The sequence below is a fragment of the Clostridium carnis genome (assembly GCF_054657435.1).
Genome location: NZ_BAAHYS010000001.1, coordinates 671,178 through 687,908, shown reverse-complemented (window position 1 = coordinate 687,908; position 16,731 = coordinate 671,178). Strand labels below are relative to the sequence as shown.

At 27.0% G+C, this 16,731-nt stretch carries 16 protein-coding genes and 1 pseudogene; all 17 read left to right on the top strand.

Annotation, left to right across the window (positions count from 1 at the left end; genetic code table 11):
* Positions 1-6 precede the first annotated feature (6 nt).
* The 17 genes and pseudogenes from ACYQ1T_RS03315 (at position 7) to ACYQ1T_RS03235 (ending at position 16,550) form a co-directional block, all read left to right on the top strand.
* Positions 7-423, top strand: a complete 417-nt coding sequence (locus tag ACYQ1T_RS03315; protein WP_459831745.1) for a sugar 3,4-ketoisomerase — start codon at positions 7-9, stop codon at positions 421-423.
* An 11-nt stretch (positions 424-434) separates the two neighbouring features.
* Positions 435-1,523 carry a DegT/DnrJ/EryC1/StrS family aminotransferase gene (locus tag ACYQ1T_RS03310; protein WP_459831742.1) on the top strand — a complete coding sequence of 363 codons (1,089 nt, stop codon included), beginning with the start codon at positions 435-437 and terminating at the stop codon, positions 1,521-1,523.
* 133 nt (positions 1,524-1,656) lie between these two features.
* A complete protein-coding gene (locus ACYQ1T_RS03305; RefSeq protein ID WP_459831740.1) occupies positions 1,657-2,322 on the top strand; it encodes a sugar transferase in 666 nt (221 codons plus the stop codon).
* Between the two features lie 113 nt (positions 2,323-2,435).
* Positions 2,436-3,859, top strand: a pseudogene (locus tag ACYQ1T_RS03300) (UDP-glucose dehydrogenase family protein).
* The gene (pssD, locus tag ACYQ1T_RS03295; RefSeq protein WP_459831738.1) at positions 3,859-4,317 is read left to right on the top strand and encodes a PssD/Cps14F family polysaccharide biosynthesis glycosyltransferase; all 459 of its coding nucleotides are present in this window, start codon (positions 3,859-3,861) and stop codon (positions 4,315-4,317) included. The pseudogene ACYQ1T_RS03300 and the gene pssD overlap by 1 nt, the downstream one beginning before the upstream one ends.
* Entirely contained in the window at positions 4,314-5,174 is an 861-nt protein-coding gene (locus ACYQ1T_RS03290; RefSeq protein WP_459831735.1) for an ATP-grasp fold amidoligase family protein, read from the top strand. Before pssD ends, ACYQ1T_RS03290 begins: the two co-directional genes overlap by 4 nt.
* A gap of 41 nt (positions 5,175-5,215) precedes the next feature.
* Positions 5,216-5,713, top strand: coding sequence for a PssE/Cps14G family polysaccharide biosynthesis glycosyltransferase (pssE, locus tag ACYQ1T_RS03285; protein ID WP_459831733.1), 498 nt, complete (start codon positions 5,216-5,218; stop codon positions 5,711-5,713).
* A gap of 124 nt (positions 5,714-5,837) precedes the next feature.
* A complete protein-coding gene (locus tag ACYQ1T_RS03280) occupies positions 5,838-6,695 on the top strand; it encodes an ATP-grasp fold amidoligase family protein (protein WP_459831730.1) in 858 nt (285 codons plus the stop codon).
* Positions 6,696-6,816: 121 nt separating this feature from the next.
* Positions 6,817-6,990: an LPXTG cell wall anchor domain-containing protein gene (locus tag ACYQ1T_RS03275; protein ID WP_459831727.1), complete on the top strand. Its 174-nt coding sequence runs from the start codon at positions 6,817-6,819 to the stop codon at positions 6,988-6,990.
* Positions 6,990-7,439: a DUF3284 domain-containing protein gene (locus ACYQ1T_RS03270; protein ID WP_459831725.1), complete on the top strand. Its 450-nt coding sequence runs from the start codon at positions 6,990-6,992 to the stop codon at positions 7,437-7,439. Before ACYQ1T_RS03275 ends, ACYQ1T_RS03270 begins: the two co-directional genes overlap by 1 nt.
* A gap of 162 nt (positions 7,440-7,601) precedes the next feature.
* Positions 7,602-8,891: a PTS sugar transporter subunit IIC gene (locus ACYQ1T_RS03265; RefSeq protein WP_459831723.1), complete on the top strand. Its 1,290-nt coding sequence runs from the start codon at positions 7,602-7,604 to the stop codon at positions 8,889-8,891.
* Between the two features lie 74 nt (positions 8,892-8,965).
* The gene (locus ACYQ1T_RS03260) at positions 8,966-10,360 is read left to right on the top strand and encodes a glycoside hydrolase family 1 protein (protein ID WP_459831721.1); all 1,395 of its coding nucleotides are present in this window, start codon (positions 8,966-8,968) and stop codon (positions 10,358-10,360) included.
* A gap of 12 nt (positions 10,361-10,372) precedes the next feature.
* A complete protein-coding gene (locus ACYQ1T_RS03255; protein WP_459831718.1) occupies positions 10,373-10,678 on the top strand; it encodes a PTS sugar transporter subunit IIB in 306 nt (101 codons plus the stop codon).
* Entirely contained in the window at positions 10,678-10,986 is a 309-nt protein-coding gene (locus ACYQ1T_RS03250; RefSeq protein ID WP_459831716.1) for a PTS sugar transporter subunit IIA, read from the top strand. The genes ACYQ1T_RS03255 and ACYQ1T_RS03250 overlap by 1 nt, the downstream gene beginning before the upstream one ends.
* 44 nt (positions 10,987-11,030) lie before the next feature.
* A complete protein-coding gene (locus tag ACYQ1T_RS03245) occupies positions 11,031-11,708 on the top strand; it encodes a GntR family transcriptional regulator (protein ID WP_459831713.1) in 678 nt (225 codons plus the stop codon).
* Positions 11,709-11,960: 252 nt separating this feature from the next.
* Positions 11,961-14,129 (top strand): hypothetical protein, encoded by a 2,169-nt coding sequence (locus tag ACYQ1T_RS03240; protein WP_459831711.1) that lies wholly within the window; start codon positions 11,961-11,963, stop codon positions 14,127-14,129.
* Positions 14,130-14,360: 231 nt separating this feature from the next.
* A complete protein-coding gene (locus tag ACYQ1T_RS03235) occupies positions 14,361-16,550 on the top strand; it encodes a cell wall-binding repeat-containing protein (RefSeq protein ID WP_459831708.1) in 2,190 nt (729 codons plus the stop codon).
* Positions 16,551-16,731: the final 181 nt, after the last annotated feature.

Sequence of the window (16,731 nt, the reverse complement as noted above, 5' to 3'; positions counted from 1 at the left end):
GTTTTTATGTATAATTGTGGGTTAATAAAGTTTAAAAATATGAAGGATATAAGAGAAAGCTATGGAGCTTTAGTACCTATAGAAGGAAAAAAAGATATACCCTTTGAAATTAAAAGGATTTATTACATTAAAGATGTAGAAAATGGAGTAACTAGAGGCTTTCATTCACATAGAGTTTTACATCAAGTATTAATTTGTATAAGTGGGACAGTTAAAATAAGAGTAAAAAACTCTAAAGAAGAAGAAATTATTGAATTAAATAATAGTTCCTATGGTTTATATATTGGCCCTATGATTTGGAGAGAAATGTTTGATTTTTCTAAAGGTGCAGTTTTGCTAGTATTAGCATCAGAATATTACGATGCTAAAGATTATTTAAAAGATTATTCAGATTATTTAGAAGAAGCAAAGAAATTATTTTAGGAGCTGAAGTTATGAAAGTACCATTTGCAAGTTTTGATAATATGCATAAGGAAGTAGAAGAAGATTTAAAGAAAGCTTTTAATAATGTACTAAATTCAAACTGGTTTATTAAAGGAAAAAATTTAGAAGAATTTGAAAAGGAATTTGCAAAATATTGTGGCACTAATTATTGCATAGGATGTGGAAATGGATTAGATGCTTTAATGTTAATATTAAGAGCTTATGATATTGGTATTGATGATGAGGTTATTTTACCAGCTAATACATTTATTGCAACAGCCTTAGCAGTATCATATGTAGGGGCTAAACCTATTCTTGTGGACAATAATGATATGTACAACATTGACTATACAAAAATAGAGGGGAAAATTACAGAAAAAACAAAGGCTATAATTGCTGTTCATTTATATGGGTTACCAGCTGATATGGACAAGATAAATGAAATTGCTAAAAAGCATAATTTAATAGTAATAGAAGATGCAGCACAAGGTCATGGAGCAACATATAAAGGTAGAAGAGTTGGTAATTTAGGAGATATAGCAGCCTTTAGCTTTTATCCAGGTAAAAATTTAGGAGCTTTAGGTGATGGTGGAGCTGTAGTAACTAATAATAAAGATATAGCTATGAAAATTTCTGCAATTGGAAATTATGGAGCTAAGAAAAAATATTATCATAAATATTTAGGCGTTAATTCAAGACTAGATGAAATGCAGGCAGCATTTTTAAGAGTTAAATTAAAACATTTGGATAGATGGAATAAAGAGAGAGAAAATATTTCTAAATTTTATAATGAAAATATAGTAAATAAAAAAATAATATTGCCTAAGCATGATAAAGAGTATAAATCTTCATGGCATTTATATGTAATAATGGTAAAGGAAAGAGATAGATTTATAAAATACCTATCAGACAATGGTGTTGAAGGGTTAATACATTATCCAATTCCAGTAAATAAGCAAGAAGCTTATAAAGAATTAAATAATGAATATTATAAAAAAGCAGAAGAATACTCAAAGGAGATTGTAAGCTTACCAATTTGGTATGGCATTACTAATGATGAATTAAGGTACGTTTGTGATGTAATAAATAATTGGAAATAGAATAAATGAATTTTAAATTTCAATCATTGTAGATAAGGAGGAGTTTTTACTTGAATTAGTATTATAAAAATAAATTTATTAAGCTGATATGAAAAAACAGCTTGATATTTTATGAAAATTTAAGGGGGCAATGATGAAAGATTTTGACAGAAAGGGACGAGCTAAAGAAATAAAAAGTACTTCAAAAAAAGATAAGGTAAGTTACTTAGCTGTTAAAAGATTAATAGATATTTTAGGAGCTGTTTTAGGATTAGTTATATTTAGTCCAGTATTAGTAATTATATCAATTTTAATAAAGCTAGAATCTAAGGGGAAAATATTCTTTTCTCAAACTAGAGTAGGTTTAAATGGAAAGGAATTTAAAATATATAAATTTAGGTCTATGGTAGAAAATGCAGAAAATCTTAAAAAAGCTTTAGAAGATAAAAATGAAATGTCAGGGCCTATGTTTAAAATGAAAAATGATCCTAGAGTAACTAAAATGGGGAAATTTATAAGAAAGACCAGTATAGATGAATTACCACAATTAATAAATGTTTTAAAAGGCGATATGAGTTTAGTTGGACCAAGACCAAATCTTCCAGAAGAAGTTAGTAAATTTGAGCCTTGGATGTTAAAAAAATTAGAGGCAAAGCCTGGACTTACTTGTTATTGGCAGGTGTTAGGAAGAAATAATATAGGGTTTGAAGAATGGATGCAGCTTGATATTGATTATATAAATGATAGAAGTTTATGGCTTGATATAAAGCTTATATTTAAAACATTTTTCTTACTATTTGGAGATAAAAATGCACATTAAGATAGAGAATATTATAAAGATAAAAATATAAATTTAAATAAGTTATAAGGTAAAAAAGAAAAATACACATTGAAAAAAGTTATAAATTATTAAAAGTAAGAGTTTTAAAATAAATGTTGAATCATACAGAAATTCAGGGAGTGGTAGAAAATATGAAAATTGTAGTAGCTGGAACTGGATATGTTGGTTTAGTTACAGGTGCATGCCTTTCAGAAGTTGGACATGAAGTAACTTGTATTGATATTGATAAAAGTAAAGTTGAAATAATGAAAAAGGGCATTTCTCCTATATATGAACCAGGTTTAAATGAATTAATTAAAAAAAATTTCGATGCTGGAAAATTGAATTTTACCACAGATTATAAAAATGCATACAAAAATGCAAATGTAGTATTTATTGGAGTTGGAACTCCAGAAAGAGAAGATGGTTCTGCTAATTTAGATTATGTATTAATGTATGTAAGGAAATTGCTGAAAATATAGAAAATAATTGCTTAATTGTAGTTAAATCAACAGTTCCAATAGGAACTAATGATAGAGTAGAGGAGTTTTTAAAGGAAAATATAATTAATGATGTAAAAATTGAAGTAGCATCAAATCCAGAATTCTTATCACAGGGGACAGCTGTAGAAGATACATTAAAGGCAAGTAGAATAGTTATTGGAGTTGAATCAAAAGAAGCAGAAAATATATTAAGAAGAATATATGAAAAATTTAATCAACCTATAGTTTGTACAAATAGAAGAAGTGCAGAAATGATAAAGTATGCTTCAAATGATTTTTTAGCATTAAAAATAAGCTTTATAAATGAAATAGCAAATGTGTGCGAAATTGTTGAAGCTGATATAGAAGAGGTTTCAAAAGGAATGAGCTATGACCCAAGAATAGGTAATAAATTTTTAAATGCTGGTCTTGGATATGGTGGATCATGCTTTCCTAAAGATACAAAAGCTCTTCACTGGCTTGCAAATGATAATGGATATGAAATAAAAACAATAAAAGCTGCTATAGAAGTAAATGAAAATCAAAAATTTAAAATGTTTAGAAAGGCTAAACAAAGGTTTAAAAATCTAAAAGGGAAAAAGGTTGCAGTACTTGGATTAACCTTTAAACCAGGAACAGATGATTTAAGAGAAGCTCCATCAATTCCCAATATAAGGAGATTATTAGATGAAGGAGCAGAAATTTTTGCTTATGATCCTGTTGGAATAGATAATTTTAAGAAAAAATTTAGTGAAGGTATAAATTATGTATATACAGTTGATGAAGCATTAAAGGATGCCGAAATAGCATTTATCTTTACAGAATGGAATGAAATAAAATCAATAAAAATAGATAAATATATAAAACTTATGAAAACTCCAATAATATTTGATGGTAGAAATTGTTATGATTTAGAGGAAATAAAAGATACTAAAGTAGATTATTATTCAGTAGGAAGAAAAGAAATTCTTAAATCTTCAGGCAGAAAGGTTAAGACTGAAATAGAAGAAATTATAGATTTAAAGCAATGTGAAAGTAGAACGGTAGATTTATAGTGAAAAAAATTTGTTTTATAGCTTCAACAGGGGGACATTTTGAGCAACTAATGATGTTAAAGCCAATTATGGATAAGTATGATAGCTTTATTATAACTGAAAAAACACTTTATAAATCAATAAAAGATAAAAGAAAAACCTACTATTTAAAGCAAGTAAATAGAGAAGAAAAAACATGGGTATTTAAAATGATTATAAATACAATAAATAGCTTGAAAATATATATAAAAGAAAAACCAGATATAGTTATATCAACAGGAGCATTAGCAACTATACCAATATGTATAATAGCTAAAGTATTTAGAAAAAAACTTATATTTATAGAATCCTTTGCAAAGATTACTACCCCTACATTAACAGGAAAATTATTATATAAATTTGCAGATCAATTTTATGTTCAATGGGAGGAAATGCTTAAAGTATATCCTAAAGCTATTTATAAGGGGGGGATATATTGAAAAATCATTTAAGAAAAATATGTGCTTTTTTACCATCCAAATTTGTTGTTTATTTAGATATTCTTAGAAGTTATAAAAGGATTTTAAACCTTAAAAATCCTAAATATTATGGAGAAAAAATACAATGGATAAAGCTAAATGGACAAGTAGAGAAGCTTGCTCCATTAGTAGATAAATATTCAGTTAGAAAGTATATTGAAGAAAAAATAGGTGCTAAATATTTACCTAAATTATATAACAAATATGAAAATCCTTATGAAATAGATTATGATAAACTCCCAAATAAATTTGTTCTAAAATTAAATAATGGTTCAGGGGGAAATATTATATGCAAAGATAAATCATTATTAGATAAAGATGTAGCAAGTAAAAAATTAAATAAATGGAAAAAGGAAAAATTCTACTCATATACAAAAGAGTTTCAATATAAAAATATAAAACCAATTATAGTATGTGAAGAATATTTAGAAGATGAAAGTGGATCTTTAAGAGACTATAAGCTACATTCCTTTAATGGGAAAGTTGAATTTATTGAAGTTCATACAGATAGATTTAAAGATCATAAAGAAAATTATTATTATCCAAATTGGATAGAAACAGAGTTTAGAGGCGATATAAAGTTACGTGTAGACCATATAGATAAGCCGAAAAAATTAGAAGAATTAATTAACCTTGCAGAAAAATTATCTAGTGGATTTACTTATGCAAGAGTAGATTTTTATATAGTAAAAGACAAAATATATTTTGGTGAACTTACATTTACTCCAGGTAATGGCACAGATAAATTTTATCCAAGAGAGTGGGATTTAAAAATAGCAAATATGATAGATATTTATAATTATAAAATAGGATATTAAATAAAAAAGATATCTATTACAGCATAAAGGTGGTGACTTTAGTGATATTTATAACAGTAGGAACTCAAAAATTTCAATTTAATAGATTACTTGAAGAAATAGATAAATTAATTTATCAAGGAAAGATTAAAGAAGAAGTATTTGCTCAAATTGGATATAGTGATTATAAACCTAAAAACTATAATTATAAAAACTTTTTAGATAGAGATGAATTTTCTAATATAATGGAGAAATGCAATAAAGTAATAACTCATGGTGGAACAGGCGCAATTGTAGGAGCAGTAAAAAAGGGCAAAAGAGTAATTGCAGTTCCAAGATTAAAAAAATTTGGAGAACATGTAGATGATCATCAAATACAAATAGTTTCACAATTTAAAGCTATTGGATTTATAGATGCGGTTATAGATATTGAAATGCTAATGGATTCTATAGAAAATATAGACAATATAAACCTTAAAGAGTATAACTCTAACACAGATAATATTATAAAAGAAATTGTTATTTTTATAGAAAAGTTAAAAAAACCAAGGGACAATTAAAAGTTGTTACAGTTAAATTATATTAAAAAAGTAGGCTACATTCTTGAGATGTAGTCTACGTATAAAATAGGTAAATTAAAGTAGTGTACAAGAAAGTACACCAGATATTATTTGGAGGTTTAAAATGAAATATGCACTAATTAAAGCATTAAAATATATAGTAGGACATAAAACATATATTTTAATAAGTGGATATATAAAAACCAAGAGAATTCCAAAACTTAAAAATCCAATTACAGCTTACGATAAAATGCAATACTTAAAAATTAATAAAGCCTTTGAAGGCTATAGTAAATATGTAGATAAATATAAAGTTAGAGAATATATTGCAAGTGAAATAGGAGAGGAATATTTAGTTCCATTAATAGGAGTATATAATAATTTTAATGATATAGACTTTAACAAATTACCAGAAAAATTTGTTTTAAAAGTTAACCATAGTTGTGGTCAAAATATAATTTGTAAAAATAAAGAAGAGTTTAACCAGAAAGCCGCAAAAAAGTATTTAACAAGATGGTTAAAAGAAGACTTTTACTATAGATTTAGAGAAATTCAATATAAAAATATCAAACCTTTAATTATATGCGAAAAATACCTTGAAGATAAATCAGGAGATTTAATGGACTATAAATTTACTTGTTCAAATGGTGAGCCTAAATTTATTCAAGTAGATTTATGTAGATATAGTGAACATAAACAAAAATACTATGATTTAGAATGGAATGAATTAAATTGGGAATATGGGTTTGAAAAATATAAAGATGAAATAGAAAAACCAAAGAACTTAGATAAAATGATAGAACTTGCAAAAAAACTAAGTAATAAATTTCAATTTGTAAGAGTAGATTTATATTCAGTGGAAGATAAAGTCTATTTTGGAGAATTAACATTTACTCCAGGAGCAGGGCTATTAATATATAAACCAGAAGAAATTAATAAATTTGTAGGAGACTTAATTGATATAAATAAAAGAATTTGTTAAATTTATTATATTTATTGCTATAGAACCATCTTTTATTATAAAATTATATTACGCAAATATTCTGAATTGAGTATTAATAATAAACAACATCTAAACTTATAATATATTTGGGGGGATGTAGATGGAAAGATGGTTATTAGCATTAATTAGTATTGGTTTTTTACTTATAGCAGTATCAGCTAGTTTAGGAAAAGGTATTCAATATATTTTAATTATAGAAGGTGCTTTAATAGTATTAGTAGGATACTTCTTATTGAGAAAGAGAAAAAAGAACATAGCAAAGGAGAAAAAATAGTGGAATTTATAAAAATAATGAATATTAGTGATAATGAATTATATAATGCTATAGTTGATTCTATTTTGTATGATATTAATGAAACAACAAAAAATAATATATCAAAGAAGAAATTAAAAAGTGGGTACTCATATGTTAAAGAAATGAACACAAAAGCTTTTTCAAAAGGAAATGTTAAAGTTATTATTGAAGAATTAACAGAACCTAAGGTTTATGCAGCTAGATTTGTAAGTGGACAAGGTGACAATTATTTACGGTATGAAATAAAAAAGATAAATGAAGATAAAATAGAAGTAAAATATATAGAAGAATTTAAGGGGAGTTCTAAAATAAATAATTGGAATTATAATATCCTATCAAGATTTTATAAAAAGAAATTCTTTAAAAGAGCAGAAAAAACATTAGCTAATATGGAGCGTTGGATTACTGAGAATAGAAATAAAAAATAAAACCATTAAAAAGATAATACAAAATTTGTATTATCTTTTTTTTGAAAACGATTGTAAAAATATTATTAGTATGTTATTATATGGTTACAAAGTGGTATATACCATGGAGAAATTATTCTAAATTTAATATGTGGTTTAATATCGCATGGGGAGGGAGAAAATATGAACAAATTAACAACTTGGATGGAGGAACATTTTGTTCCTGTTGCTGCTAAATTTGGATCGCAACGTCATTTATGTGCTATAAGGGATGCTTTTATAGCAATTATGCCAATTACTATGGCTGGATCAATAGCAGTACTATTAAATGTTTTTTTCAGAGATTTACCTACCACATGGGGAATGACAGATTTTGTTGCATCTATGTCACCAGTTATTACTATTAATGGTATTGTATACTGGGGAACTATTTCAATTATAGCATTAGCTTTTGTATTTGCATTAGGCTATAATCTATCAAAAAGCTATGATATTAATCCAATAGCAGGTGGAATTATAGCATTTGCGTCATTAATAATGACAACACCACAAATAGATTCAGCTGAAAGTTGGGGATATCTAAATATTTCAGGATATGGTGGTGCAACAGGGTTATTTACAGCAGTATTTATTGGACTTATATCTACTATGATTTATGTATTTATTACAAAACATAATATAGTAATAAAATTACCAGACTCAGTACCACCAGCTGTAAATAAAGCTTTTGCAGCTATAATTCCAGGATTGATTGCAATGTATTCAGTTGCTATTATTACTTATTTAGTACAAAACTTTACTGGAAGTTCAATAAATGAATTAATGTTAAAATATATTCAAATGCCATTATTAGGATTATCACAAGGATTAGGAAGTGTAATATTAATAACATTCTTAGTTCAATTATTCTGGTTCTTCGGATTACATGGTCATAATGTACTAGCCCCTATAATGGATGGTGTGTACATGACAGCTTTAAATGAAAATATTTCCGTTTTCCAAAATACAAATGATATTTCACAATTACCTTGGCTTTGGACTCGTGGTTCATTTGATGCATATGCACAAATGGGTGGCTCTGGAGTTACAATAGCATTAATAATTGCAATATTTATTGCTTCAAAAAGAGAAGATCAAAGACAAATTGCAAAGCTTGGTGCTCCAATGGGAATATTTAATATTAATGAGCCAATTACATTTGGTATTCCTATTGTATTAAATCCAATATATGCAATTCCGTGGTTAATTATACCACCTATATGCGTTACTATTGGGTATTTATTTACAAGCTTAGGCGTTATACCACCTGTATTTGTATCAGTTCCTTGGATTATGCCACCAGGAGTTTATGCTTTCTTAGCTACAGGAGGAAGTTTATTAGCAGGGGCAGTTTCATTGTTAAATGTTGCAGTTGCATTCTTTATTTGGTTACCATTTGTAAAATTAGCTAATAAAACCGATTATGTAGAATAAAATAAATATAAATTAATTTAGTGAGAGTTGTATATGCTCTCACTAAACTGATTTAAAATAAAGAGAGGTAAAATATGATAAAGTTACCAGATGATTTTTTCTTTGGGGCTGCAATGTCAGGGCCACAAACAGAAGGAGCATATACATTAGATAATAGATTGCCATCAATTTGGGATAAGTGGAGTAATATAGATATTAATTCATTTTATAATAAAGTAGGATCATATAATGGTAATAATTTTTATTATAACTATGAAGAGGATATAAAATTATTAAAGAGCTTAAATTTACAATCTTTTAGAACATCAATTCAATGGAGTAGATTAATTGATAAAAATGGAAATTTAAATAAAGAAGGTGCAAAGTTTTATCATAAAGTTATAGATTTTGCAAATGAACAAGGTATAGATATATTTATAAATTTATATCACTTTGATATGCCATCTCATTTATTTGATAAAGGTGGATGGGAAAATAGAGAGGTTATTGAGGCATATGTAAATTATGCTAAAATAGCATTTAAAGAATTTGGAAAGAAGGTTAAGCATTGGTTTACATTTAATGAACCAATAGTAGAACCTATGTGTATGTATGAACAAGGAATATGGTATCCTAAATTGCACAGTTTAAAACGTGCAATTAATGTTCAATATAATATAACATTAGCACATTGTTTAGCTGTTGAAGAGTTTAGAAAACTAAATAAAGAAAATTATTTTCAAAAAGGAACTAAAATAGGATTAATAAATGCATTTTGTCCTTCTTATACAAGAGAAGAGCCAACAGATGAGGATTTAGAGGCAGTTAGAATTACAGATGGAATTCATAATCGCTGGTGGTTAGATGTAGTAAGTAAAGGGAGATTACCAATAGATATACTTGATACTTTAAAAGAAAATAATATAAGTCCAAATATTCGCCCAGGAGATTTTGAAATAATAAAATTAGGTAAAGTTGATTGGCTAGGCGTTAATTATTATCAACCTAATAGAGTTCAAGCAACAACAGAAAAATTTGATGAACATGGTAATCCAGTATTTTATAAGCCATATATATGGAGTAAACGAAAAATGAATATATATAGGGGATGGGAGATATACCCAAAGGGGATTTATGATTTTGGTATGAAAATAAAAGAAGAATTTCCAAATCTTGAATTCTTTATTTCAGAAAATGGAATAGGTGTTGCAAATGAAGAAAAGTTTCTAAATAAAAATAATATAATTGAAGATAAATATAGAATTGAATTTGTAAAAGAACATTTGGAATGGATTGCAAAAAGCATAAATGATGGTGTAAAATGTAGAGGATATCATTATTGGGCAGTTATAGATAATTGGTCTTGGGCCAATGCCTTTAAAAATAGATATGGATTTATTAGAGTAGAATTAGATAATGATTATAAAAGAGTAGAGAAAGAATCAGCGACTTGGTTAAAAAAGGTTGCAAAAACAAAGATTGTGGAATAGGAGAGGGTAATAATGGTAAATATTTTATTAATATGTTCAGCAGGAATGTCAACTAGCTTATTAGTTACAAAAATGCAAAAGGCAGCAGAAGCTAAAAATATAGAGGCAAATATTTGGGCAGTAGGAGACGCAGAATCTGGTTTAAATATCCCAAAAGCAGATATTGTATTATTAGGGCCACAAGTAAAATTCTTATTATCAAAAATTAAGGGACAAGCCAATGGAAAGCCAGTAGCTGCTATTGATATGGTAGCATATGGGACAATGAATGGGGAAAAGGTACTTGATAGTGCATTGAAATTATTGGAGGAAAAATAATGAATGAATTAGAAATGATTTGTTTTGAAATAATTTCTTCAGTTGGTACTGCAAGATCAATGTATATAGAAGCAATACAGGAAGCAAAGAAGAAAAATTTTAAAGCTGCAGAAGATCTTATCGAAGAGGGTAGTAAGATTTTTTTTAATGGCCATCATGCTCATATGAAGTTAATTCAAAATGAGGCTAAAGGAGAAACTACCAATGTATCACTTATTTTATTACATGCTGAAGATCAGCTAATGAGTGCTGAAGGATTTAAAATAACAGCTACTGAATTTATTGAATTATATAAAAGATTAGGATAAAAAATTATGGTGAAAGATTAGGATAAAAGAAAGGGGCGTATTATATGGCGAAGCCGATTTATCAAAATATAGTTGAGGAACTTACTAAAGAAATAGAGAAAATGCCTGCCAATACGCCTATTATTTCTGAACGTGAATTATCAATTAGATTTTCTACAAGTAGAATGACTGCTAGAAAAGCTATAAATATTTTAGTAGATAATGGATATTTATATAGAGATAAAAATAGAGGCACATTTGTTGCAGATGAAAAAATGCATAAAACAAATACTTCATTAAATCATAGCTTTAAATTAGAAGATAAAATAACGCAGAAGATTATATATTTTGATGTTAAAAGTGATATAAGAGATGAATATATAGTTAAGGAATTAAATTTAGATATTAATGAACAGATTATTCGTGTAGTTAGATTAAATTTAAAAAATAATGTGGTACAAGATTTAGAGGAGATATATATGCCACGAAATAGATCTGTAAAAAAAGATATGATAGATATTAAAAAGAATCTTGATTTTACTGATTTAATTAATAATGGAAGTGTTGTTCAGAAGTTTATACCAATGAAAGTTCCTACAAAATATATGCGTTTAATAGGAGTAAAAATGGATACTCCTATTATAATGATAGAAAGTTTAATTGCAGATAAAACTGGATTACCGTTAGTTTTTATAAAGACGTATAATAATCCTAATGAAAAGTGCATTATGATAACAACATAAAATTTAATATAATTAAGTTAGGTTTAAAGGAGTATATAGAATAATGTAATCATTATTCTATATACTCCTATTTAATTAGTAACACGCTTTTGATATAGTTATTATATTTTATATATATTATTTAATGTAATTGATAAAATATATAGAGTATAAACTAAAGATTAATTATTAATGGAATGTTCACAATATCTTATAAATTATGTATAATAAAAGATACAATTAATGTAAGTAAAATATACAGGGGGTATTAGGGTGAAAAAATTTATAACGGCGCTAGTTGTAGCATTAATGTTTACTAGCTTTAGTCCTGTTATGGCAAATGAAAACTTAAGTATAGGGGGAATACCAGATAGTATAAGTAATATAGTTATATTTATTAGGTTTAATGGAGAAGAAGAATTTTTAAATGAAGAAAATTCTAGAATGATAGAAAGTACATATAATCAATTTATAGATGCTAATAATGATAAAATAGCAGATAAAGGCTCAGTATCATTAAAATCATATATTAACGATTTAACATATGGAAAATCAACTATAAATACTAATTTTTATCCAGCTAACACAGGTGAAAATAAATACTATTCACTTGTAACAGAGAATAATAAACAGTATTATTTGGACAAACCTATGGGTGGAGATGAAGAAAATAAAATTATAAAATGGGCATTTGATTCTGTAAAAAATCAGATAAATTTATCAAGTGATGAACTAGATAGAAATGGTGATGGACAAATAGATAATGTTACATTTGTATTTAATGGAGAAGCTAATAGTAACAATACTATGTTATGGCCACATAAAACAGTCTTTAAAGGTGAGGCAGAGTTAAAGGGTAAAAAATTAACTTCATATAATATAGTTAATTCAGGAAATGCAGAAAGTAATATATTTAATAAAGCTTCATTAGAAACTATAATTCATGAATTCTTACATTTATATTATTTTCCAGATCTTTATAGAATATATGGAAATAGAAGACCAGTAGGAATGTGGGATATTATGGCTAATACATTAACTCCAGGGCAAATGCCTCTTGTATATACTAAAGAGCATTATGGGAAAATAGGATTAAATATAGGTGAAATAAAAGAAGATGGAACTTATGAGTTAAAAAAATCAAATAGTGGTAATAAAGAAGATAGAGTTGCCTACAAAATAAAATCACCTTTATCAGATACAGAATACTTTATGGTTGAATTTAAAAAGGCAGAAGGAAATTGGGATTCTAGGCTGCCAGGTTCAGGTCTTATAGTATATAGAATAGATGATAAAGTTAATGATTTAAGAGGGAATATTTATGGATCTCCAGATCATATTTATATCTTTAGACCAGGTGATACAGATGGAAGATCTGCAATAGGAGATGTAAGCAATGTATTTTTATCAAAAGAATCTTTAAGAGATAAAATTGGAAATGCAGATATTGATTCAGGGTTTAATTCAAATGCTATATATTTTCAAGATGGAAGCAATAGTGGAATAGAAATATATAATATTGGAAGTAGTGCTAAAGATACAATAAGCTTTAGCGTTAAACTACCAAATATAACTGAAGATGGAAGTAAAGAAAATCCATATAAAATATATAATGCAGAAGGTTTAAAGAGAATTTCAAACAAGTTAGACAAGCATTATATTTTAATGGATAATATAGATTTATCTAATATAGAATGGAATCCAATAGGAATTGGATTAAGACTAGATTCCTATAATAGCTTTACTGGAAGCTTAAATGGAAATGGACATACTATTTCAAATATGAAAATAGTTTCAAATAGTGAAAAAGCATATGTTGGGTTATTTTCTAGTATTGGAGAAACGGCAGAAATACATGATTTAAACCTTGAAAATATAAATATAAATTCAAATGGAACAATTGGTGGACTTGCTGCTGAAAATAAGGGAAAAGTAAGAAACATAAAAATATCAGGTAATATAAATTCTACTTCAATTAAAGGAAACAATATTATTGGAGATGTTATAGGAATTGAAAATAAAGAAACTTCACTTTTAGAAAATATAACTTCAAGTGTAAAAATAAACTTAGAATCAGGAAGTAAAGAACCTTTAAAACCAGAAACTACTACAGAGAATAAGGAAGTAACAAAACCAGCAGATAATATAGAAGACAAAGAAGTAACAAAACTAGTAGATGATATAGTGGATAAAGAAGAAGTAGCTGTGGAAAATATACAACAAAATACAGTAGAAAATGAAGAGAAAACTACTATTCAAAAGAAAGAAGAAAAGAAAGAAGCTCCAGTTATAAGCAATAAAAATCCAAATAATAATAATGAAAAAGATAAAATACCATATACAGGTGGAACTAATACAAATATAGTATTAATATGTGCATTAATATTAGTAATTACTGGTATATTAGTATTAAAAAAGAAAAGGTACGTATGCAAACATTAATATAGTTCAAAAAGATATTATTTCAATTGAGATAATATCTTTTTGATTATTTATTAATAAAGTGTGAATATTTTTTATAATTAGATAAAATGGTTACTATAAAATAAAAGGTGCGAAATGCACATAATATACATAAATATTGATAAAGTATTAATAAAACATTATAAATTTTACAAATATTTAATATTATGATATAATAATTAGTATAATAACATTTTAAGGAGGTATTAGATGAAGAAAAAATTAATATTTATGATTATGACAATTTGGGGTGTAACTCTAATAGGGGGGAATATTCCAGTACAAGCTAAAGAAGGTGAACTTATATATAGCCAATATTCTAGATCTGGAAGTCACTATAAGGCTAGGTCACGTTTTATAATTAAAGCAGGTAACGACTATGGAGAGATGAATCTAATAGGAGCTAGTGATGGATTATGCTGGATAAGTTCACCGGCAGAGTCTATATATGATCAATTTGTTTATGCAGATATGTATGCACAAACATCAAGAAGAGTAAATATAAAAAAGGTTACTTATTCCACTCAGGGAGATATAATTGATTTACAAAAAGAATATTTACGTATTTTGGATGAAAAAGAGCGCTATATGAATAATGTTACATATAATCCAGAAAATGTAGAGTTAATAGCTTTTAATCGTATAGAGGATGGAAAACCAGTTGGAGAAATTGTATTTGATATAAATCCTACTATTGTTGACAAAGAGAATAAAGTAAGAGAAATTACTTTTGATTTAGATAATAATAATGAATCATATAGATATATAGGAATTCGCGTTAATAAGAATGAGAGTCCAGTTGGATTAATGAAAATTGATAACTTGTTATTCTATGTTAAAGGAGAAAAACCAGTTATAGAAGCTGATAATAAGGTTATTAATATTAATGATAACTTTGATAAAATGGTAGGAGTAAAGGCAATTGATAAGGAAGATGGAGACATTACTAAAAAAGTAGAAGTAACTGGAGAGGTTAATACAAAGGAAGCAGGAAAATATAATTTAACTTATAAAGTTTTAGATGAAGATTTAAATGAGGTAAGTAAGACAATTGAAGTAGTAGTTAAAGAAGCAGCTAAAGAAGTAGTACCAGAACCGAAAGTGGCTATACCAGTAGAACCTGAAGCAAATCATAAAGAAGTGGTAAAAGAAGAAGAGGTTGTTAAACCGAATGTTGTTGTACCACCAGTAGCTGTTGTACCGAATGAAGTTAAACCACCAGTTGTAAAGCCAGATGTTGTTAAACCTAGCAATGAAAAGCCTGTTATAAATGTAGAAAATAAATCTATTAAGGCTTATGAAAACTTTGATAAAATGGCAGGAGTAAAGGCAACTGACAAGGAAGATGGAGATATTACTAAAAAAGTGACAGTAATTGGTGATGTTAATACAAAGGTAGCAGGAAAGTATAATTTAATTTATGAAGTTACAGATAAAGATGGAAATAAAGTAAGTAAAGCTATAGAGGTAATAGTTCACAAACTGCCAATTACTTTAGAAAGATCAATAGGAAAAGATAGATATGATACAGCTACTAAATTAAGTCAAATTGAATTTAATAAATCAAATACAGTAGTTATAGTAAATGGATCAGCAATTGTTGATGGATTAACAGCAACACCACTTGCTACATATTTAAAAGCACCTGTTTTACTAGCAGATAAAAATACAGTTCCAGATGAAACTATAAATGAAATAAAAAGACTTGGAGCAACAAAAGCAATTATTGCAGGTGGAGCTGGAGTAATATCAGAAAATGTAGTTAATAAACTAAAATCACTAGGAATAAACACAGTAGAAAGAGTTGCAGGAAAAGATAGATATAGTACTTCTTTAGAAATTGCAAAATATATTGATAGAAACTTTTATGATGTTTCAAATGTAATAGTAAGTAGTGGCGTTGGCGAAGCAGATGCTCTTTCAATAGCATCAGTAGCAGGAAGAGATAAAATGCCAATAATATTAGTAGAGAAAGATATGATTCCAAGTGAAGTATATAATTGGATGAAAAATGAAGATTTACAAAATGCTTATATTATAGGTGGAACAGGCATAGTTAATAATACTGTTTTAAATTTAGTAAACGGAATAACAAAAAATAATATAAGTGAAAATAGACTAGGTGGAAAAGATAGATATGAAACTAATGCAAAGGTAATTAGTAAATTTTATTCAAATAGTCTTGATAAAGTTTATGTAGCTAAGGCTTTAGAATTAGTAGATGCATTAACAGCTGGTCCAGTAGCAGCAGTAGGACAAGCACCTGTTGTATTAGCAAATGGAAACTTAACAGAAGCACAAAGAAATACATTAGCATCTAAAAAAGCTAATAAAGTAATACAAGCTGGTGGGGGAGTTTCAGAAGAAGCAGTTAACTCACTAAAAGCTATATTAAATTAAATACAAAAGGCAGTGTATAAAAGACAAATTTATATACTGTCTTTTTTTTATGATGTTTAAATATAATCTTACTATATTTAAAAAATTTAAAAGTACCATGAGATTAATTGATTATATTTAATTTAAAATATAATACAATAAAAATATTTTTAGAACAAGATTGAAGAAGATGGAAAAAATT